Annotated in this window: 20 protein-coding genes and 1 riboswitch; of the genes, 12 read left to right on the top strand and 8 right to left on the bottom strand. The window is 69.1% G+C overall.

What is annotated here, in order from left to right; all coding sequences use genetic code 11:
- Nucleotides 1–14 precede the first annotated feature (14 nt).
- Genes ACYVF6_RS15375 through ACYVF6_RS15365 form a run of 3 tightly spaced genes read left to right on the top strand, consistent with a single transcriptional unit; the run spans nt 15 to nt 3,559 of the window.
- Nucleotides 15–1,583, top strand: a complete 1,569-nt coding sequence (locus ACYVF6_RS15375) for an N-acyl-D-amino-acid deacylase family protein (protein ID WP_460521594.1) — start codon at nt 15–17, stop codon at nt 1,581–1,583.
- Nucleotides 1,580–2,803, top strand: coding sequence for a type III PLP-dependent enzyme domain-containing protein (locus ACYVF6_RS15370; RefSeq protein WP_460521592.1), 1,224 nt, complete (start codon nt 1,580–1,582; stop codon nt 2,801–2,803). Before ACYVF6_RS15375 ends, ACYVF6_RS15370 begins: the two co-directional genes overlap by 4 nt.
- A gap of 21 nt (nt 2,804–2,824) precedes the next feature.
- On the top strand, nt 2,825–3,559 hold the full coding sequence (locus tag ACYVF6_RS15365; protein ID WP_460521590.1) for a GNAT family N-acetyltransferase: 735 nt from the start codon (nt 2,825–2,827) through the stop codon (nt 3,557–3,559).
- An 88-nt stretch (nt 3,560–3,647) separates the two neighbouring features.
- On the opposite strand, the gene ACYVF6_RS15360 is transcribed toward ACYVF6_RS15365, so the two are convergent.
- Nucleotides 3,648–4,910: a serine hydroxymethyltransferase gene (locus ACYVF6_RS15360; RefSeq protein WP_460521588.1), complete on the bottom strand. Its 1,263-nt coding sequence runs from the start codon at nt 4,908–4,910 to the stop codon at nt 3,648–3,650.
- Between the two features lie 35 nt (nt 4,911–4,945).
- Nucleotides 4,946–5,044, bottom strand: a riboswitch (ZMP/ZTP riboswitch).
- Between the two features lie 258 nt (nt 5,045–5,302).
- Between ACYVF6_RS15360 and ACYVF6_RS15355 the strand changes: the two genes are divergently transcribed.
- From ACYVF6_RS15355 to ACYVF6_RS15345, 3 genes are read left to right on the top strand one after another with little or no spacing between them, the layout of a single operon-like run.
- On the top strand, nt 5,303–5,953 hold the full coding sequence (locus ACYVF6_RS15355; protein ID WP_460521586.1) for a YbaB/EbfC family nucleoid-associated protein: 651 nt from the start codon (nt 5,303–5,305) through the stop codon (nt 5,951–5,953).
- On the top strand, nt 5,950–6,276 hold the full coding sequence (locus ACYVF6_RS15350; protein ID WP_460521584.1) for a hypothetical protein: 327 nt from the start codon (nt 5,950–5,952) through the stop codon (nt 6,274–6,276). The genes ACYVF6_RS15355 and ACYVF6_RS15350 overlap by 4 nt, the downstream gene beginning before the upstream one ends.
- A 12-nt stretch (nt 6,277–6,288) precedes the next feature.
- The gene (locus tag ACYVF6_RS15345; protein ID WP_460521582.1) at nt 6,289–7,077 is read left to right on the top strand and encodes an immunoglobulin domain-containing family protein; all 789 of its coding nucleotides are present in this window, start codon (nt 6,289–6,291) and stop codon (nt 7,075–7,077) included.
- 25 nt (nt 7,078–7,102) lie between these two features.
- Here ACYVF6_RS15345 and ACYVF6_RS15340 read toward each other — a convergent pair whose 3' ends face one another.
- On the bottom strand, nt 7,103–7,555 hold the full coding sequence (locus ACYVF6_RS15340) for a hypothetical protein (RefSeq protein ID WP_460521580.1): 453 nt from the start codon (nt 7,553–7,555) through the stop codon (nt 7,103–7,105).
- A gap of 44 nt (nt 7,556–7,599) precedes the next feature.
- Complete coding sequence (locus tag ACYVF6_RS15335; protein WP_460521578.1) at nt 7,600–9,180, bottom strand: acyl-CoA dehydrogenase family protein; 1,581 nt, start codon at nt 9,178–9,180, stop codon at nt 7,600–7,602.
- Between the two features lie 18 nt (nt 9,181–9,198).
- On the opposite strand from ACYVF6_RS15335, the gene ACYVF6_RS15330 reads away from it, so the two are divergent.
- The 5 genes from ACYVF6_RS15330 to ACYVF6_RS15310 all read left to right on the top strand — a co-directional run bounded on the left by ACYVF6_RS15330 (nt 9,199) and on the right by ACYVF6_RS15310 (nt 13,840).
- Nucleotides 9,199–10,329: a YihY/virulence factor BrkB family protein gene (locus tag ACYVF6_RS15330; RefSeq protein WP_460521575.1), complete on the top strand. Its 1,131-nt coding sequence runs from the start codon at nt 9,199–9,201 to the stop codon at nt 10,327–10,329.
- A 135-nt stretch (nt 10,330–10,464) separates the two neighbouring features.
- A complete protein-coding gene (locus ACYVF6_RS15325; RefSeq protein WP_460521573.1) occupies nt 10,465–11,109 on the top strand; it encodes a TetR/AcrR family transcriptional regulator in 645 nt (214 codons plus the stop codon).
- A 148-nt stretch (nt 11,110–11,257) separates the two neighbouring features.
- Nucleotides 11,258–11,932, top strand: a complete 675-nt coding sequence (locus tag ACYVF6_RS15320; protein WP_460521571.1) for a ferritin-like domain-containing protein — start codon at nt 11,258–11,260, stop codon at nt 11,930–11,932.
- Between the two features lie 39 nt (nt 11,933–11,971).
- Nucleotides 11,972–12,679, top strand: a complete 708-nt coding sequence (locus tag ACYVF6_RS15315; RefSeq protein WP_460521569.1) for a cupin domain-containing protein — start codon at nt 11,972–11,974, stop codon at nt 12,677–12,679.
- A 9-nt stretch (nt 12,680–12,688) separates the two neighbouring features.
- Nucleotides 12,689–13,840, top strand: coding sequence for an aromatic ring-hydroxylating oxygenase subunit alpha (locus ACYVF6_RS15310; RefSeq protein WP_460521567.1), 1,152 nt, complete (start codon nt 12,689–12,691; stop codon nt 13,838–13,840).
- A 7-nt stretch (nt 13,841–13,847) separates the two neighbouring features.
- On the opposite strand, the gene ACYVF6_RS15305 is transcribed toward ACYVF6_RS15310, so the two are convergent.
- The 4 genes from ACYVF6_RS15305 to ACYVF6_RS15290 are packed head-to-tail and all read right to left on the bottom strand — an operon-like array spanning nt 13,848 to nt 16,863.
- Complete coding sequence (locus tag ACYVF6_RS15305) at nt 13,848–14,582, bottom strand: MIP/aquaporin family protein (protein ID WP_460521565.1); 735 nt, start codon at nt 14,580–14,582, stop codon at nt 13,848–13,850.
- The gene (locus ACYVF6_RS15300) at nt 14,582–15,232 is read right to left on the bottom strand and encodes an arsenate reductase ArsC (protein ID WP_460521563.1); all 651 of its coding nucleotides are present in this window, start codon (nt 15,230–15,232) and stop codon (nt 14,582–14,584) included. Before ACYVF6_RS15300 ends, ACYVF6_RS15305 begins: the two co-directional genes overlap by 1 nt.
- Entirely contained in the window at nt 15,229–15,963 is a 735-nt protein-coding gene (locus ACYVF6_RS15295; protein ID WP_460521561.1) for an arsenate reductase/protein-tyrosine-phosphatase family protein, read from the bottom strand. The genes ACYVF6_RS15300 and ACYVF6_RS15295 overlap by 4 nt, the downstream gene beginning before the upstream one ends.
- 54 nt (nt 15,964–16,017) lie before the next feature.
- Nucleotides 16,018–16,863, bottom strand: coding sequence for a helix-turn-helix domain-containing GNAT family N-acetyltransferase (locus tag ACYVF6_RS15290; protein ID WP_460521559.1), 846 nt, complete (start codon nt 16,861–16,863; stop codon nt 16,018–16,020).
- Between the two features lie 114 nt (nt 16,864–16,977).
- Between ACYVF6_RS15290 and ACYVF6_RS15285 the strand changes: the two genes are divergently transcribed.
- A complete protein-coding gene (locus ACYVF6_RS15285) occupies nt 16,978–18,300 on the top strand; it encodes an NAD(P)/FAD-dependent oxidoreductase (protein WP_460521557.1) in 1,323 nt (440 codons plus the stop codon).
- 436 nt (nt 18,301–18,736) lie between these two features.
- On the opposite strand, the gene ACYVF6_RS15280 is transcribed toward ACYVF6_RS15285, so the two are convergent.
- Nucleotides 18,737–20,503, bottom strand: a complete 1,767-nt coding sequence (locus tag ACYVF6_RS15280; RefSeq protein ID WP_460521555.1) for a sensor histidine kinase — start codon at nt 20,501–20,503, stop codon at nt 18,737–18,739.
- Nucleotides 20,504–20,525: the final 22 nt, after the last annotated feature.

The following is a 20,525-nucleotide window of genomic DNA, read 5'->3' as shown; positions in this document are numbered from 1 at the left end:
AGAGGCGACTCGCCATGTATGACGTTCTGATCACCGGTGGCGCGGTCGTCGACGGCACGGGTGCCCCGCCCGCCCGGGCCGACCTCGCCGTCTCCCAGGGCCGGATCGCCGCGCTCGGCGATCTGAGCGATGCCACCGCACGGACCGTCATCGACGCGACCGGCCGGCTGCTGTTCCCCGGATTCATCGACGCCCACGTGCATGTCGACGCCGTGCTGCAGCGCGCGGACGTCCAGGAGGCCATGCTGCGGCAGGGGATCACCACGGTGGTGCTCGGCCAGGACGGGCTGTCGTTCGCACCCGGCTCACAGGCCACCGTCGACTACGTCGCCCAGTACTTCGCGGCCGTCGACGGCCAGCCGCCCGCGGAGTTCACCGGTGGCTGCTCGGTCGCCGACTTCCTGTCGTCCTACGACATGCGCACCTCGATCAACGTCTGCTACCTCGTGCCGCTCGGGACCGTGCGCCACGAGGTGATGGGCCCCGACAACCGGCGCGCCAGCATCGACGAGCTGGCGGCGATGGTTCGGCTCGTCCAGACCGGTCTCGACGAGGGCGCGGTCGGCGTCTCCACGGGCCTGGAGTACGTCCCGGGCGTGTTCGCCGACCTGACCGAGCTGACCGCGCTGTGCAGGCCGGCCGCGCGGTGGAACGCACCGTACGTCTCGCACTTACGCAGCTACGCCGACGGCCGCGCGCCCGGCATGACCGAGGCGCGGATCCTCGGCCGCGAGAGCGGCGTGCCCGTTCACGTGTCGCACTACCGCGGCAGGAGCGAGGCGCTGCTCGCCCAGCTGGAGCGCTGTGCGGCCGACGGGGTGGACGTGACGTTCGACTCGTATCCCCATTTGTTCGGAAACACCATCCTCGCGATGAAGGCGCTGCCGCCGCGCGTACAGGAGGGTGGCGTCAAGGCGACATTGCGCCGGCTGGCCGACACGGCCGTACGCACCGAGCTCGAGCAGACCTGGTTCCCGGGCATCGAGACGGAGCTGGCCGAGGCGACGCTCGGCTACGTCGCCAGCGAGCGCTACCGCTTCCTGGAAGGGCTGTCGCTTGCCGAGGCCAGCAAACGGACCGAGCTGGGGCTCGGCGAGCTGGTCTGCGAGCTGCTGGTGGCGAGCGAGCTCGCCGTCGGCTGCATCATCGGCTCACCCGGTGGAGGCACCGAGGACGACATGCGCGCGCTGGCCAGGGACCACAGGCACATGGCGTGCTCCGACGGCATCTACCTCGGCGGGCATCCGCATCCGCGCGGCTGGGGCGCGTTCGCGCGGTTCCTCGGCAGGCACACACGCGAGCTGGCCGACTGGGACTGGGGGCGCGCGGCGATGCATCTTGCCGGTCGTCCGGCGTCGCGGTTCGGGCTGCGCGGCCGCGGCCAGCTGGTGCGGGGCAACGTCGCCGACCTCGCCGTGATCGATCCGGAGTCGGTCGGTGACACCGCGACTTATGCGAACCCGCGCAGCCTCGCGTCCGGCGTCAGCCACGTCCTGGTGGCGGGCCGGCTGGTGCTGGCGGATGGCGTGCTGACCGGTGCCCGAGCCGGTCGAGCGGTACGACGAGGAGAGGCCGGCCTGTGACGCTCGAAGGTGTTTCGTACGACGCCGACGTGTTCGGCGACGATCTCGCGGAGCTGCGCAAGCAGCCCAACCGCATCGCCGACCAGGCGAGCCTGTTCGACCTGACGTTCCCGGCGATGGTGCTGCGGGCCTCCGCGCTGGAGTCCAACGTCGCGACGATGGCGGCATGGTGCCGGTCGCACGGTGTCGAGCTGGCACCACACGGCAAGACCACGATGTCGCCGGAGATCACCTACCGGCAGCTGGCGGCGGGCGCATGGGGGATCACCGCGGCGACCATCGACCAGGTGCGTACGTTCGCCGAGATGGGTGTGCGCCGGGTGCTGATGGCCAACCAGCTCGTCGATCCGGCGGGGATCGCCTGGCTGGCTTCGGCGTTGAACGCCAACCCGGCGTTGACGGTGATCGGCTACGTCGACACGCTGGACGGGGTCTCGCTGCTGGATCGGGCGCTGGCCGCCTCCGGACTGTCGCGCCGGCTGCCCGTGCTGGTGGAGCTCGGCGTGCCGGGCAAGCGTACGGGCGCGCGCACGCACGAGGAAGGGGCCGCGGTCGCGCGGGCCGCCGCTGCGACCGGAACGCTCGCGGTGGTCGGCTGTTCGGCGTTCGAAGGCGTGGTCGGCCATGCGCGTGACGAGGCGACGATGGACGCCGTGGCCGAGCTCTGCTCGGCGGTGCGCCGGCTCGGGCTGGAGCTCGCGGGGTCCGGGGTGATCTCCGGCCCGCCGATCCTGAGCGCCGGCGGCAGTACGTACTTCGACGTGGTGGCAGCCTCGCTGTCGGGCGCGGAGCCGGCGACGGTGGTGCTGCGCAGTGGCGGCTACGTCACCCACGACGACGGCCTCTACTCCGTGGCGACACCGCTGCCGTCCGACCTGCATCCCGCGATCGACGTGTGGGCGTACGTCCTGTCCCGCCCGGAGCCGGGTCGCGCCCTGATCGGCGCCGGCCGCCGCGACGTGCCCTTCGACGTGGCCCTGCCGATCGTGCGCTTCGCCGAGTCCGTGACGGGCGAACGTCGCGACACCTCGGGCGTCGAGGTCTCGCAGGTCAACGACCAGCACGGCTTCCTCGACCTGCCCCCGTCCTCCGACCTCGCCGTCGGCGACCGCGTCTGCCTCGGCGTCGCCCATCCCTGCACCGCCTTCGACAAATGGCGGCTGGTGCCGATCGTCGCGGACGACGGCAGGATTCTGGAGATCGCGCACACGTTGTTCTGAGGCGCGGCTACCGTTTGCCGGATGGACGATCTCGAACGTGCGGTGCGCAACGCCGCCGCGCTCTGGACGGCTCTCGCCGAGGCCCGCGGGAACGAATACGTGCGTACCGACGGGTTGCTCGTCGTCGAGGGTGGCCGGCGCGGCCGTCGCGTGATGATGCTGTCCGGCGAGCCGGCCGATGCCGACGTCGCCGAGGCCGCCCGGCAGGCGACCCTACCCTCGCAGGCCGGCGTGACAGTGGAGGACTCGTTCGGCACCGTCGATCTGACCGAGCAGGGCCTGGTCAAACGCCAGCTCGCGGTGATGATCCGGCATCCCGCACCGCTCCCCGCGCTGCGGCCGTCGGCGGTCAGCGTCTCCGAGATCGACGGGCCGGACCTGCTGACCGTGGTCGAGCGGATCGGGGTCGACGGCTTTCCGCTGGAGACGTTCCAGCCGTACGAGCAGGGGACGGCGTTCCCGGCCGGGCTGCTCGACCGCCGGGACATCCGGTTCTTCCTGGCCGAGTGGGAAGGTGAGCCCGCGGGCATCACGGTCATCGTCGAGGCGGGCGGCGCCGCGGGCGTCTACTGGGTCACGACGCTGCCGGACTACAGGTCGCGCGGCATCGCCCGCGCGATGATGCACACCGTGCTCGAGCGCTACGCCGACCGGCCGGCGACACTGACCTCGGCCACGGCGGCGCGGCCGCTGTACGAGTCGCTCGGCTTCCAGACGCTCACGATGGCCAACTGGTGGATCGCCGCAGCTTCCTAGCCGTCGCCGCGTGCGATCACAGACGAAACCGGCTGGGCGCGGCTCATGGTCGAGCCGCACCCAGCCGGTTCGTTCAACGAAGGGTCGGTCAGGCAGGCCAGCCGGGGATCGGGAAGGCGGAGCAGAACTCCTTGACCTCGGCGGCGATCCGGGCCAGGGCGTCGTCGTCTTCCTTCTTGCCGGCTTCGATCGCCTCGTCCATCCAGGCGGCGATGCGCGGCATGTGGTCGGCCTGCATGCCGCGGGTGGTGACGGCCGGCGTACCGATCCGGATGCCGGACGGGGACCAGGGCTTGCGCGGGTCGAACGGCACGGTGTTGAAGTTGAGTTCGATACCGGCCTTGTCCAGCGCCTTGGCCGCCGGCTTGCCGGCGATGTCCTTCTTGGTCAGGTCGATCAGGATCAGGTGGTTGTCGGTACCACCGGAGATCAGGTCGAAGCCGCGCTCGTTCAGCGCGTCGGCCAGGGCAGCGGCGTTGGTGACGATCTGCGCCGCGTACGTCTTGAACTCGGCTGTCGCCGCCTCGTGCAGGGCCACCGCGATCGCTGCCGTCGTGTGGTTGTGCGGGCCGCCCTGCAGGCCGGGGAAGACGGCCTTGTCGAGCGCCTTCGCGTGCTCCTCGTCCGACAGGAGCATCGCGCCACGCGGGCCGCGCAGGGTCTTGTGGGTGGTCGTCGAGATGACCGGGGCGTGCCCGACCGGCGTCGGGTGGGCGCCACCGGCGATCAGGCCGGCGATGTGGGCAATGTCGGCGACCAGCAGCGCGCCGACCTCCTGCGCGATCGACGCGAACGCCTCGAAGTCGATCAGCCGCGGGATCGCCGTGCCGCCGCAGAAGATGACCTTGGGCCGTTCCTTCAGCGCCAGCTCACGCGCCGCGTCCATGTCGATCCGGCCGGTCGCCGGGTCGACGCCGTAGTGCACCGGACGGAACCACGTGCCGGTCGCCGACACCGGCGAACCGTGCGTCAGGTGGCCGCCGTGCGCCAGCTCCAGCGACATGAACGTGTCGCCCGGCGTCATGAACGCCAGGTAGACGGCGAGGTTCGCGGGCGAGCCGGAGTAGGGCTGTACGTTGGCGTGCTCGACGCCGAACAGCGCCTTGGCCCGCTCGATCGCGACTTCCTCGACCTCGTCGATGAGCTGCTGGCCTTCGTAGTAACGCTTGCGCGAGTAGCCCTCGGAGTACTTGTTGGTGAGGACGGTGCCGGTGGCTTCCAGTACGGCGCGAGAGACGTAGTTCTCGCTCGGGATCAGCCGGATCTTCTCGAACTGCCGGCGCCCCTCCGCCTCCACGAGCTCGGCGATCTTCGGGTCGGCATCGGCCAGACGAGTCGTCAGGTCGGTCATCGTGCTTCCTCCTGGGTCAGCGTTGGTTCCAGCGACCCAGACACCCAGGCGCGCGGTGCCGGTACGGGCTCTTGCGTCTCGTACGCGGCTCCCCGGTGGTCGGTTCCACCCCAGCGCCAGTCGCCGCGTACCCCGACGAGCCTAGTGCAGCCATCAGCGGAGGGAGCGGAGAGATGCGGGTGCTGGTGCGGCTCCTGGTCACGGTGGTGAGAAGGAGCCGCTTTCTGGTCGTGTCCCTTTTCAAGGGACGTGGCCAGGCGCCACCGCGCGGTCCGTTACCGGCCGCACCTGTGCCGCAGGTCTGAACCTTGACACTGTCCGGCATCGCCGCGATACAGTCGGCTGGTCGGTACTGGGGCCGGTCTGACTGGGGCAAGCACGGGGTGGAATCGATGCAGACAGGTGAGTCACGCTCGCTTGGCGAGCGGATTCTGTATGCCCAACGTGAACTGTCCGCTCAACTGTTCACCGCCGAGGATCGGCGAAAGGTCCTACGCATCACCGTCGACGGCACGCAGCGAGTGAAGACCGTCGACCTGGACCCGTGTTGGGCAAAGTCGATTCAGTCACAGAATCTGGCTCGCGAAGTATTCGCCTGCCACATGCGGGCCCGCGAAGATTCGGCAGCAGCAGCCGAGACAGTGTACGCAACCGCTGGCCTAGACAACCAGGCTGCGAGCGACGCAGGAGCCGTCATTCGTACAGCGGTGGACACCATTCCCGAAGCTTCAGACCTGATCCGGCGCCTGCAAGCGGAAACAGTGCGCTCGGAACGTGCCCGTGGTGCGGTGGCCGCCGAGTTCGACCTTCGCGGAGAGCCGCACCGCGTGGACATCCGCGCTCGTCACGCGACGGAAGTCGAGCCGGCCCGACTTGCCGCGGATATCTGTGCCGTACTGCAAGAGTGCGGCGAGGCGGCAGTCAGCCGCCGGGTCGAACTGGCGTCCGGTCTGACCGACGGCCGGTCCTTCGAGGACCGTGCCCAGGAACGGCTCGAGGAGTTCAACCAGACACTGGCCGCACTACGAGCGAGGTTGCCTTGACGAAAGAAGTAGATCGCCCTGCGATCCGCACAGCCGGTGATGAGTTCTTCGGCGTCGGGGGAGACATGTGGAGAACTGCCGGCAGTTTCGACGAGGAGCCTGTGTTCCTTCGTGCTCGTGACTGGGGCTACCAGGGCGAGGGCTCGGATCCAGACAGTTCGTACGAGGCCCTGCGGGCGAAGGTGCGTGACTTCCTTCGGGATGGTGCGGACGCATTTGGCGAGCTCCGCACCGTGCTCCACAGCGTCGCCGCCCGAAGTGAGCAAGCCGAAGAAACCAGTGCTGCCGAGCTTCTGCGCATCGGTCGCCGTCTCAACGAATAAGGCGGATCGCTCATGAGCGACGAATACCTGACTGATGAGCAGGAACAATACTACCGATACAACCCGAGAGTTCCGGTAGACGAGTACAAGGATCGATGGAATCGGGCCACCCGCGCCGATCCTCCGCTCAATCGAGAGCCGCCTGGTCCCGCCAGCGTCCAACTTGTTGATGTCATTATGGGGTACGCACCGGCTGACATAGCGGATAGATGGCTCGAGGTCCGGAAATTCCTCATGGATCCGGGAGATCCGGCCCGACTTCGGGCCGCTGCTGATGCCTGGTGTCCAGAAGGCAGAAGTGGTGGCACCGGATCGCTGTACGGTATGGCAAAGGCTTGGAACCGTAAGCTGCACGACTCGATGTATGAGCTCAAACTTCGATGGTCCGACAGTGCCTCTGAAGCCTTGGAAAGTTATCTGAACGACAAGGTGGATTCCGATTGTCTCGGTCCACTCGAAGAGCATTGCGAGAAGATCGCCATCGCGCTCAGGGCCAAGGCCGAAGCCCAGGAAGCGGCGAAGAAGTCGGTCGATGGCATGCTGATAGATCTTGCTAGCAGCAGCGGGGCTGGGTTGCTTGTAGGGGCGGCGCTGGCGCCGTTCACTGTCGACACTCTTTCCGCGGTAGCGATCGGAGCCGCCGTTGCCGTGGCATCCGGGTTGGTGAAGATTGCGTTCGACATCGTGCGGGGCTACTTCGAGTTCGCAAAGGCATGTGAGGACGCGCTCGACAGGATCGGAGTTGAGATGAGTCCGCTTGGTGGGTTCGGAGGCCGCTGGCCGCGCCCTTGGGCCGGCTAGAGTCAATGGCTGTAGCGCTCCTCGGCTACTGGTCTCCAGTCCCTTTCCCGGCCGTGACCGCGCGGTAAATCTGGTAGAAATGTAGTTCGCACCAAAGGCAGACAATCGCGGTCAGGCTTGAGAATGCTGTATAGGCCAGCCGGTCTGTGACGCCGTAGGCCAGCACGGAGTACAGGGCGCAGACAACGGTTATCACTCCGAGGCGAGGAAGATACTTACGGCACACTTCGGACGTCAGCGTTCCGTTGCGGCCCAGCCTGATCGTTGGAAGCAAAAGAACGATCGCCAATAGATGAAGAAGCACTCCACCCGCGAGTGCGAAGTAGGTAGTGCTCGTCAGTTGATCGTGTCCAAGCCATAGGATCAAGGCGAGGACGGGATATGCCCCCAGCAGGATCAGGATCAGTCCCGGAATGCCGGTCTTGATGCCGCCGTAGTAGCTGCGTTCGGCGCCTCTCGGGAGCTGGACGGATGGCATGGGCTCAGGATAGAGGAACCGCAAGGCCCAGGTAAGCGCGCCGCTCAGAAGGTGCCGGCGCGTTCGAGGATCTCGCCGGTGTTGACCGAACGGGGGAGGGTGCCGAACGTGCGCCCGCCGTCCATGCCGAGGCGGGATGCGCAGAAGGCCTCCGCCACTGCCGCCGGGGCGTGTTGGACGAGCAGGGAGCCCTGCAGCACCAGTGCCATCCGCTCGGCCAGGCGCCGGGCGCGGAACTCGATGTCGGCCAGGTCGGAGAGGGACGTGAGGACGTCCTCGGCCGCCGCGTCGAGGTGGGGGTCGATGCCCCGCGCGGCGCCGATCTCGAGCAGCCAGGACTCCAGAGCCGCCGGTTCGCGCTGCAGAGCACGCAGCACGTCGAGCGCCTGCACCGATCCCGAGCCCTCCCAGATCGAGTTGAGCGGGGCCTCGCGATACAGCAGCGGCAGCCCGGAGTCCTCGACGTACCCGTTGCCGCCCAGGCACTCCAGCGCCTCGGCCACCAGCGCAGGCGTGCGTTTGCAGACGAGGTACTTCGACACCGGCAGCGCCAGCCGCAGGAACGTCGTCTCACCCAGGTCCACCGCATGCGCCAGCCGCAGCCCCAGCCACATCGCCGCCTCCTGCTCGACCGCGAGGTCGGCCAGCACGTTGCGCATCAGCGCCTTGTCGATCAGCGGCCCGCCGAACGCCGTACGGTGCTGCGCCCACCACAGAGCGGAGGCCACCGCCCGCCGCTGCACTGCCGCCGCGCCCAGGACGCAGTCGAGGCGGGTCGCCGCGACCATCTCGATGATCGTCGCGACCCCGCGGCCCTCCGTTCCCAGCAGCCACCCGGAGGTCCCTGAGAACTCCACCTCCGACGAGGCGTTGGAGCGGTTGCCGAGCTTGTCCTTCAGCCGGACCAGCCGCCGCGGGTTGGGCGTGCCGTCGGGCAGCCGCCGGGGTACGAGGAAGCAGCTCAGCCCGCCCGGCGCCTGCGCGAGCACCAGCGCGACCTCGCCCATCGGCGCCGAGAAGAACCACTTGTGACCCGTCAGCAGATAGTGGTCGTCCGACGGGACCGCCGATGTGACCGTCGCGCGGACGTCGGAGCCGCCCTGCACCTCGGTCATGCACATGCCCGCCAGGCATGCCGCGGAGGTCGACGCCAGCTTCGGCACCCACTCCGCGGCGAGCGAAGGCGTGGTCCGCAGCGCCGGCACCGCGGCGTAGGTCATCGAGATCGGGCAGCCGTGCCCGGCCTCCGCCTGGCTCCACAGATAGAACCCCGCCGCGCGTACGGTGTGCGCCGCCGGCTCGCCGGACACCCACGGCGTCGCGTGCAGGCCCCACCCGACGGCTCGCTCGATCAGGGCGTGCCAGGCTGGTGAGAACTCGATCTCGATACCTGGAACGGCGTGGGGGAGCAGCCGAGGACCGTGCCGGTTGGCGGCGACCGCCCACTCCTGTACCTGCTCAGACCCCGCTGCCACGCCGATCTCGGCGAGCCGGGCACCGCCGTGGCCGTCCAGCGCGGGCTTGGCCCACAGTGACAGTGCGTCGAGCAAAGCCTGGTCGGAGGTGCGCGCGTCGTACGGCACGAGTGGCCGCGGCTGGTTGCTTCCCCAGTTCGTCAGGCTCATGCGGTTACCGTAAGCGCTATGGCGGCCATCACCAAGGAAGCGGCTCCGCGGCAAGCGCGGCAGGCGCGTGGTTTCGCTCCCTGGGTCCTGCTGAAGGGGACCGTTGCGATCTGCCTGCGCTACCGCGTCACCGGCCTGGCCGCCGAAGGGGCGTTCTTCGCCGTCCTGTCGCTGCCGCCGCTGGTGTTCGGACTGGCCGGCAGCCTCGGCTACGTCATCGGCATCTTCGGTGTCGAGACCGCCGAGAGCGTCAAGTCGCAGATCGTCGGGCTGGCCCGGCAGGCGCTCACCGAGGACAGCGTGCAGCGCGTGATCGTCCCGACCCTCGACGCCGTACTCGACCAGGGCCGCGCCGACATCATCTCGATCGGTTTCATCCTCGCGTTGTGGTCCGGCTCGCGCGCGCTCAACGTCTTCGTCGACACGATCTCGATCATGTACGGCATGGGTGGCCGCCGCGGCATCGTCAAGACCCGCGCGCTGTCGTTCACGATGTACGTCATCGTGCTGGCCGCGGGCGTCGTCGTGCTGCCACTGGTGCTGGCCGGTCCCGCGCTGGTCGACCAGCTGCTGCCCGACAACCTCGACTTCCTGAACGCGCTCTACTGGCCCGCGGTCGTGCTGTCGACTTCGCTGTTCCTGACCACGCTCTACCACCTCGCGGTGCCCGAGCGCACGCCGTGGCGGCACGACCTGCCGGGCGCGTTCCTGTCGCTCGCGATGTGGATCGCCGGCTCGTACCTCCTGCGGTACGTCCTGGCCGAGTCGATCGGCGGCACGTCGATCTACGGCCCGCTGGCGGCACCGATCGCCGTGCTGCTGTGGCTCTACCTCATCGTGATCTCGCTGCTGGTGGGCGCGGCGTTCAACGCCAGCCTGGACCAGTGGTTGCGCAGCCGCCGGATGCTGCGGTCCGTCGCGTTGCCCACCGCGATCCCGAATGTCGGGCCCGTCGCCCATCCGAACCCCGGTCCGGATCCGAATGCAGGGCAGGACCCGGATCCACCCAGCGAATCGGGGCAAAATGGAGGCGACGATGCGGCGATGCCGGAGGCGGGCACCCGAGCTCAGGCGGTTGACGAGGCGCTGCCTGCCGAATACGACGAACCGCTGCCGTTCGAGGAACGCCGAACCAGCGAGCGGCCCTAGCCACCGCCGGCGAGTTCGAGCTCGTTGTTCAGCTCGATGTAAGGCATCCCACAGATTAAAGCAACCGTAAAGTCTGGCCTCGCCGTGGATCAAACTGTACGGTTTGGTTTGGTTGGCCGAAAGTAGGTCGGGAACGTGTCCAGAGAAGTCGTTCACAGGAAACCCGCGCGCCGGGAAAGTGAGCGAGCGCGCCGCAAACGTACCCAGATCCGTGAGGGCGCGCTGCAGGTTTTCCTCGCGGACGGGTTCAGTACGTCGTCGATGGACCAGGTGTCGGCCAGCGCGGGCGTGTCCAAGCAGACGTTGTACGCCTACTACCGCAGCAAGGACGAGCTGCTGATGGACGTCATCTCGACCTTGATCGACGCCTTCGACAAGCGCGTACCGGAACTGTGGAACCGTCCCGTAACGACGCGGGACGAATTACGGGAAAGCCTGGTGGAAATCGCGGTCGGAGTGACGACCATCATCATGAACGACGAATATCTCGCCCTGGTCCGCCTGATTGTCGGTGAGATGTTCAGTGTGCCGGGGCTGGCCGAGATCTGGCGGCGTACTGGTCCCGCGCAGATGATGGAGCGCATCGGCGGGGTGCTGCGCCGGGGACAGGAAGCCGGTGTCGTCCGTGATGTCGATCTCGAGCTCGCGACCCGCATGCTGGTGGGGCCCGTCATGAGTTACGTACTGCTCGACGGTTTGGCGAGACCCGGAAACGTAATCGTTCCACAACGTTCACGGCTGGAAGCACTGATCGACCTCTACCTTGAGGTCGTCACGTGAATGACTCCGCGAAAGGGGAGGTCCCCGGATGAGCTTTGACATCGACACCTATACCAAAACGTCTCGTGGTGTTTCCTGGGACGACCTGGATTTCGACGATTTCCGGCGTAATCCACTTCCACCCGACACCTTGCGCACATTGAGATATATGTGCGACGTCGAATACCACACGGTGTGCTACCTGCGAGACATGCTGGTGACGCCTTCGCACAAGGAACCTGCCGTGACCGCCTTCATGACGATGTGGAACATGGAGGAGTTCTGGCATGGTGAGGCGCTGGCCGCGGTCCTGGACCTGCACGGTGTGACAGTCAACTATGACGAGCTCAAGGCACGCCGGATGAAGCTCGGCTGGAAGGACCGCATCGACCCGATCAAGCACTCGTTCGCCGGCACGCTGCTGGGACAGGATTACGTGGCCGTGCACATGATCTGGGGTGCGGCCAACGAGTGGTCCGCGATCACCGCCTACAACCGGCTGGCGCAGTTGCAGAGCCACCCGGTGCTCGCGGAGTTGCTCGTACGGATCGCCCGGCAGGAGGCCAAGCACGTGGCGTTCTACACGACGCAGGCCAGGGACCGGCTGGCGCGGAGCACGAGGGCGCAGAAGTTCGCGCGCTTCGCGTTGAAGCGGTTCTGGGGCCCGGTGGGGTCGACGATCAATGAGGAGTCCGAGGTCAAGCACGTGCTCGGGCACCTGATGAGCGGGCCGGACGGCCGGGCGGCCGCCCGGAAGATCGACGACCACATCTCCAAGATGCCAGGCCTGTCCGGCTTGCGTATCGTGGAGAAATCCCTGGACGTACGAGGCATCCCGGCCTGACTGCCGCTGGTGGGTGGTCGGCACCGGGCGGAGGTTTTCATGGTCGACGGCGGTGAGTGGTTCCCTGGCGGCACGGCGGTGACCCGGTTGCGGGTCTACGACTGGCCGACAACGGACAACGTGTGCGGAGGCTCACCGCACCTGCACACCGCGTCGACCGAAGGCTATGTCGTCCTGACCGGCCAGGGGAAGCTGCAGACGTTGAGCGGTTCCGGGTACGCCGAGCACGACCTCGCGCCCGGAACCCTGCTGTGGTTCACCCCGGGCACGATTCACCGCCTGGTCAACGAGAGCGGCGACCTCGAGATCCTGGTCGTCATGCAGAACGCCGGGCTGCCGGAGGCGGGTGACGCCGTGCTGACGTTCCCTTCCTCCGTACTGGCGGATCCGGAGGCCTACTCCCAGGCGGTGGCCCTGCCGGCCCGGGAGCGCCGCGACCTGGCCGTCGAGGGCTACCTCGCGTTGCGGGAGCGCGTCCTGGCCGACGGACCGGCGGCGATGGCCGAGCACTACGCCGCGGCGGTGGCGTTGGTGCGCGACAAGGCCGCGGGGTGGTCCAAGCTCTGGCAGGACCGTGTGCTGGCCCAGGCGGAGTCGACCGGTGAGCAGTTGCGGGCGCTCGCGGCCGGAGCGGGCAAGCACCTGACCCGTTCCGGCGTCTACACCGCGACGCCTGCCGAGCCCGGGAAGTTCGGGATGTGCGGCCGGCTGCAGGTCTGGGACCTCGACTCGACACGTCAGGTCTGAGGCGTTCGGATGGGCGCCGTCGAGTCCTCCGTGCATCCGGCGCCGGTGGATCCGGACGCGCTCGAGGCGGTGCTGCGGCCGCACGGCGAGTCGCTGATGCCGCCGGCTGCGGCGTACACCTCCGAGGACGTGCTGGCCTGGGAGCGGCGCGAACTGTTCGCCGGGCAGTGGATCTGCGTCGGGCGGGTCTCCGAGCTGTTTCCCCCTTCCGTGACACAGCACGCGCTTGGCGTCGGCGACGTCGGTGTGCTGCTGACCCGTGCTTCCGATGGGGTTGTACGAGGTTTCGCCAACGTGTGCAGGCACCGCGGGCACGAGCTAGTGCCGTCGGGCTCCAAAGCGGATCGTCCCGCGGCGGTCTGCCCCTACCACGGGTGGGCGTACACGCTCGATGGTTCGTTGCGTACGGCGCCCGGGATGCGCGAGTTCGGCGGGTTCGACGCCTCGGACTACGGTCTGGTCGCGGTGCCTGTCGAGGAATGGGAAGGCTGGCTGTTCGTCAACGCCCGTGGGGGAGCGGCACCGTTCCCGGCGTACGTCGGCGGGATGGCCGGGCTGGTGACGCCTTACCGTCCCGGAGATCTGGTGCTCGGGGCGCGGCACACCTACGACGTGGCGGCCAACTGGAAAGTGATCGTCGAGAACTACCACGAGTGCTACCACTGCCCGCTGATCCATCCCGAGCTCTGCAAGGTGTCCCCGCCTACTTCCGGCGACAACTGGGACTTGCCGGGCGCGTGGGTCGGTGGGTTGATGGACCTCCGTCCGCACGCCGAGACCATGTCGCTGGACGGCCGTTCGGCGGGGATTCCGCTGCCGGGCGTCGATCCGCGGACGGTGAGCTACCTCGGGCTGTTCCCCAACCTGCTGGTGTCGCTGCATCCCGACTACGTGATGACCCACCGCACGACCCCGGTCGATCCGGGGCGGACGAGCATCGAGTGCTCCTGGTATTTCGCCGCCGGCGTGGAGGATCCGTCGTACGCCGTGGACTTCTGGGACGTCACCAACCGCGAGGACTGGGCCGCGTGCGAGTCGGTGCAGCGTGGGCTGACCTCGCCCCACTTTCGTCCCGGGCCGCTGGCGCCCAACGAGGACGCGGTCTACCAGTGGGTGACGTTGATCGCGCGGGCCTACCAGGGCAAGGGCGTGCTGGGCTAGGGATCTCCTACACCTGGACGGCGCGTTCGGCGGGTGCCGGTTCGACCGGGCTCGAACGCTCCGGCACTCGACTCGGGTAGAGCGCGCGCAGGAGGACGAACGCGAGGACGCCGCCGCCCAGTTGCGCGGCGAGGAACCAGGGGACGGAGGCCGGAGCGACGCCCGCGAAGGTGTCGCTGAGGGTGCGGCCGATCGTGATCGCGGGGTTGGCGAAGCTGGTGGAGCTGGTGAAGAAGTAGGCGGCGCCGATGTAGGCGCCGACGGCCGCGGGTGCGAGGTTGGCGCGACCGGTGCGGGTCAGGGCGAAGACGACCAGGACGAGGCCTGCTGTCGCGACGACCTCGGCGAGTCCGTGGGCGGCGGTCGCGCGGTGAGTGGTGCTGATGCCGACCGGCGCCAGGTCGTACATCAGGTTGGCGAGGACGGCCCCGCTGGCGCAACCGGCAACCTGGACAGGGATGTAGGCGGCGGCGTGCCGCCAGGACAGCCCGCCGAACGCGACGTCGACCAGCGACACGACGGGGTTGAAGTGGGCGCCGGAGATGGGCGCGAACATCAGGATGATGGCGAACAGCCCGGCGGCGGTGGCGGCGGCGTTCTGCAGCAGCTGGAGGCCGGTGTCGTGGGGTGAGAGGCGCTGGGCCGCGATGCCGGAGCCGATCACGAGCGCGGCCAGCAGCAGACTGCCGGCGTACTCCGCGAGGAGCCGCCGGGACAGCGCGGGGCGTACGTTCTGCGGCATCAGGCGACCGGCACGTCGAGCTCGGCGAGCAGTCCTCGGACGCGGCGTTCGATCTCGTCGCGGACCGGCCGGACGGCTTCGACGTTCTTGCCGGCGGGGTCGTCGAGCTCCCAGTTGAGGTAGCGCTTGCCGGGGAAGACCGGGCAGGCGTCGCCGCAGCCCATGGTGACCACGACGTCTGCGGCACGGACGATCTCGTCGGTCCAGGGCTTGGGGTATTCGCCGGTGATGTCGATGCCACGTTCACGCATCGCCTCGACGGCGGAGGGGTTGACCTCGTGGCCGGGTTCGGAGCCGCCGGACCAGGCGAGCGCGTTGTCGCCGGCGAGGTGCTGGAAGAAGCCCAGCGCCATCTGGCTGCGACCGGCGTTGTGCACGCACAGGAACAGCACGATCGGCCGACCGTCGTGGTGTCCTTCGACCCGGGCGAGGGCGTGCAGGCGTTGCCGGGCGAAGCGTTCGGCCAGCAGGGGAAGGAAGTTGGGGACGGTGCTGTGGGAGGCGAACTCGTCGTAGCTGGAGTGCAGGAACCGTTCGATCGTTTCGTTGCCGAACGTGCCGTCGAACTCGCCGCCCAGCCGGGCAGCGGCGGTGTGCAGGGCATGCTGCTGGTCGATGCTGAGGTCTGGGTGCCTGTGTGTCTCGGTCATGGCTGGTCTCCGGACGGGTGGACGGCCGGGGCGAGCCGGCCGATGCGATCGGTGATCTCGCGGAACGCGGCTTCGAAGGCTTCGCCGGTGCCGGTGCGTACGGGGTCGGGCACGGACCAGTGCAGGCGGTCGCCGGCGCGGTCTGTGTGCGCGTCGAGTTCTTCGTGGGCGTTGTCGCAGACGGCGACGATCAGGTCGTCGTCGCGTAGTACGTCGTCGAGGTGGGTGGTGCGGGCCCGGGCGAGCGCGAGCCCGTTCGCGCGGGCGACCGCCACGGCTCCGGGGTGAACCTGGTCGGCCGGATGCGTGCCCGCGGACGCGACGGGGATCCGGCTGCGCTTCTTCCACACCGCCGCCGCCAGCTGGGATCGCGCGGAGTTGTGTGTGCACACGAACACGACCCTCGGCGCGGTACGAACGCCGGCCGGCTCCAGACCGGTTGGTCCGGTCAGGCCGTGCGGAGCATCCGTGCGCAGCCGGAGGTACGTGCGGCGGTGATCGCCTTCGGAACGGGACCGCTCGATCAGCCCGGCCTGCTCCAGCAGCTTCAGATGGTGGGCGAGCAGGTTGCTGGGCAGGCCGAGCTCACCGCCGATCTCGCTTGGAGAGGCGTCGCCCAGCAGCAGCCGGTCGGCGATCGCCAGCCGGGCAGGCTCGCCCAGCGCCGCGTGCGCTCGAGCCCGGGCCCGCAGCGACGGCGTCCAGTCGATCTTGGTTGACTCAGATTTCATTGACTCAATTATTACTGAGTCAATATTGGGTCGGCAACCCCCGTGGCTGCCGGTCTACTCGTCGGTGGCCTTGCGGCGTTCGAGGAAGACCACGTCGCGCCAGGTGCCGCGGTGGCGGGCGATGCGGTCACGGACGCCGAGCGTGCGGTAACCGGCGGAGTGGTGGAGGGCGAGGCTCGCGCGGTTCTCGGGGAAGATGCCGGTCTGCAACGTCCACAGGCCGCCGGCGTCGGCGGCGGTGACCTGCTTGTGCAGCAGGGATTTGCCGACGCCGCGGCCGCGGAACCCGTCGCCGACGTAGACGGAGGTTTCGGCGACGCCGGAGTAGCACGGCCGGGCCGACACCGCCGTGGCGGCGGCCCAGCCCACGACCTGTCCGTCGAGCTCGGCGACCCAGCGATGACCGGGCAGCCACGTGGCGTCCAGCTCGCCGGCGGCGGGCACCTCGGTCGCGAACGTCGCGTCACCGGTGGCGATGCCCTCGGCGTAGATCCGGCGTACGGCCTCCCAGTCCGAGGCTTCCAGGGCACGGACGCGGACGTCCGCGGGCAGGTCTTCCGGGCAGCACGGCCGCGGCGCGAGGACGCCCATCACGACGTCGGCCGCGTGGGGGAGGCCGGTGCAGCAGGCCGGGTTGACCGTGACGCGGGTGGTGGTGCCCTCCTTGCTGAGCACGACGAACCCGACCTCGGCGAGCTTGCGGATGTGGTGCGAGCACGTCGACTGGCTGATCCCCAGCGTCGCGGCCAGCCCGCCGACCGTCGCGGAGCCCGGCGTCGTGGCGATCAGATGCAGCAGGCGTACGCGGGTCGGATCGGCCAGCGTGGCGAACCAGCCGGCGTACGTCTCGGCCTCGACGCCCGGCAACAGGGAGACCAGCGGAAGGTCCAGCGTGCTCATGCCGCCCACCCTACCGACTTGATCGATGAGAATCGATGGTTGCATTCATCGATGCGAGTCGATACAGTCGAGCGCATTGATCGACGCACATCGATGAATTGGGAGGAAGTCCAGATGTACGAGTCACGGGATCTGCCGGTTGTCGTGGTGGGCGCCGGGCCGATCGGGCTGGCCGCGGCGGCACACCTGGTGGAGCGCGGCCTGGAACCGCTGGTTCTGGAGGCCGGCGACCAGGCCGGCGCGGCGGTGTCGCAGTGGCACCACGTCAGGTTGTTCTCTGCCTGGTCGGAGCTGGTCGACCCGGCGGCGGAGCGGCTGCTGGAGCCGGCTGGGTGGACGCGTCCCGATCCCGGGACGTATCCGACCGGGCTCGACTGGGCCCGGCTCTACCTGCAGCCGCTCGCCGACGTACTCGGCGATCGGGTCCGCTACGGCGCCCGTGTCGTGGGCGTCGCGAGGCGCGGCCGGGACCGGGTGGTCGACGCCGGCCGCGACACCGAGCCCCTGACCGTTCGCATCGAGACGCCTGCCGGTGAGGAGCGAGTCCAGGCGCGGGCGGTGATCGACGCCTCCGGCACATGGAGTACGCCGAACCCGCTCGGCGCCGACGGTCTGCCGGCCCTCGGCGAGGCGGACGTCGCCGAGCGAATCAGCTACCGCGTACCCGACCTCGCCGACCCCAGCGTCCGCGACCGCTACGCGGGCAGGCGGATCGCGATCGCGGGCAGCGGCCACTCCGCACTCACCGCGCTGGTCGCGTTCGCCGACCTCGCCGAGGAGCACCCAGGCACCCACCTCGTGTGGCTGCTGCGCCGCGGCGCGACCGGCAATGTCTTCGGCGGCGGCGACGCCGACCAGCTTCCTGCTCGCGGTGCGCTGGGCCGGCGCGCCAGCGCAGCCGCGCAGGCCGGGCACGTCATGGTGGTCACCGGGTTCCGTACCGAGCAGGTCGAGAAGACCGGCGGCCGGCTCGTCCTGAGCTCGAACGACGGGCAGCGCCTCGACCCGGTGGACGAGGTTGTCGTGCTGACTGGGTTCCGCCCGGACCTGTCGTTCCTGACCGAGATCCGCCTCGACCTCGACCCGACGCTGCAGGCCGCCCGCGAGCTCGCCCCACTGATCGACCCGAACGTCCACTCCTGTGGCACGGTCTACCCGCACGGCGTCAAGGAACTGGCCCAGCCCGAACCGGGCGTCTACCTGGCCGGCATGAAGAGCTACGGCCGCGCACCCACCTTCTTGGCCATGACGGGCTACGAACAGGTCCGCAGCATCGCCGCCGCCCTCGCCGGCGACCAGGCATCGGCCGAACGGGTCGAGCTCACCCTCCCCGAAACCGGCGTCTGCGGCGGCAACGGCCTCTACCAGGAAGCCCCGCCAACCGCCGACCTCGCCGCCGAGCCGACGGCATCGGCCGGATGCTGCGGCCCGGCCTGACCGCCAGAACAGAAACAGGGCCGAGTCGTCAATCAGTACGCCCGACAAGCCAAGCCGCTCAGTTAACCCGACGGGTGTGCGCCCCCCGCACAGTCCAATCCCTGGCTTCCCGGAACCTCACCCGTCGGACGCGACATGCTTGCATTTGGCCGGCGATGCCCAGGGGTGCAAGGCCAAAACAATGGCAAACCGAAGAGCCGGGGCCTTGCGGCCCTGGGCAGCGTCGGCTAAACCTTCGGTGGCGCGTCCGGCGGGTGAGGGGCCGGGAAGCCCCCGGTTCCGAGCCCTGAGTGTCCGGCCCGCCGGAGGCAACCCACAAAGGCAAAGCCGCCGCGAAACAACCCAAGCCCAAAGCAGCGAAGCGCCAACCCAAAGAGCCACCGCCAGCCGAAAGCCGTCGAAAGAGCAGACCAGAGCCAACCGACCCCGCCGGGGCTCAGCCAGGAGCTTCGAGGCGCAGCGGAGAACGCCAGATCAGCTCCGTACCACCCGCCACGTGAGCGGTGACGCTGAACTCGCCGCCCAGCCGATGGGCTCGGGCGGCGAGGTTCTTCAGCCCTCCACCGACCGGGTGGTTGTCCGGGATGCCGATGCCGTCGTCCTTCACGCGGATCTCGACGATCCGTCTCGGCACGTCGACGCGCGCGACGACCTCCGCGTGCGCCGCATTCGCGTGCCGGGCGACGTTGGCCAGACCCTCCCGCAACGTCGCCAGGAGCTCGGTGCCGAGTTGGTCGGCAACGGCGGAGTCCAGAGGTCCCTCGAGGCTGATCCGCGGCTCGAAGCCGAGCGGCTCGACGGCATCCTGCGCGATGTCGAGGATCTTGCCGCGCAGGCTGCGTTCGCCGGCGTCCTCCTCCTGCAACGAGAAGATGGTGCGCCGGATCTGCTGGATCGTCACGTCGAGGTCTTCGACGTAACCCCCGACTCGTTCGGTCAGGTCGGTCCGCCCGCCGAGCCGCCGCGACATGCCCTGCAGGCCGAGCGCGATCGCGAACAGCCGTTGGATCACCTGGTCGTGCAGGTCGCGCGCGATGCGGTCGCGGTCCTGCAGGACCGCGATCCGCTCCCGGTCGAGCTGGGCACGGGTGTATTCGACTGCCAGCGCCGCGTGCCGGGCGAACGTGGCCACCAGCTCCATCTCGCTCTCGCCGAAGACGAGGTCGGTGGTGGGTTGCCGGGCTGTCAGCAGGACGCCCAGGATGTGCGGTCCGGCGGCCAGCGGAACCAGCAGGATCGACGCGAGATCCATGTCATGCGGCAGCACCAGCCCGAGCGACTCGCGACTGTCGTGTACGCGAGGCCGGCCGGTGCGCAGCACCTCACCGATGGCGCTGTCGTCGGGCTGGGCGGGTTGTCCCTTCAGCCGGGCCGCGTCGGCGCCGAACGCGCCCGAGCCGGAGGCCGCCTCGACGACGAGCGCGCCGTCGTCGGCGACGAGTGCCAGCAACGTGAGGTCGGCGTCGGCCGCGGCGCCGGCGCGTTCGGCGATCAGCTGGAACGCCTCGTCGGGGGTGGCGCCGCCCAGCAACCGGGACGTGATCTCGGTCGAGGCCGCCAGCCAGCTCTCGCGCTGATGGGTCTGGACGAACATCCGGGCATTCTCGATCGCGATGCCGGCCGCGGCCGCGAGCGCGACCACGACGTCCTCGTCCTCCTGGGTGAAGTCGCCGCCGGTCTTCTCCGTCAGGTAGAGGTTGCCGAAGACCCGGCCGCCGCGAATCCGCACGGGTACGCCGAGGAAGCTGCGCATCGGCGGATGGCTGGGCGGGAAGCCGGAGGAGGCCAGGTGCGAGCCGACGTCCTTCAGCCGGAGCGGCCTGGGCTCCGCGATCAGCAGGCCGAGCACGCCCTTTCCGGTCGGCAGGTGACCGATCCGCTCGCGGTCGCCGACCTTCAGGCCGACGTGCCGGAACTCCACCAGCGTGCCGTCGGCGCCGATGACGCCCAGCGCGCCGTACTGCGCGTCGACCAGCTCGCACGCGGACCGCACGATGCGCTCGAGGACGTCGGGCAGCGCCAGGTCGCTGGCCACCGTCACGACGGCATCGAGCAGCTTGTGCAGCCGCTTCTCGTTCTCGATGACCTGGCTCGCGCGCTCGATCAGCTCGTGGAGCAGCGTCTCCAGCCGAAGCCGGCTGAGGTCGGGGAGGTCGAGGAAGTCATGCGGGTCGGCGGACTCGTCACGGCCGGCGTGGTCCATCGGGCCCTCACCTCCTCACCTG

This window comes from Flindersiella endophytica (assembly GCF_054779015.1).
This window is presented reverse-complemented; position numbering and strand designations above follow the sequence as displayed.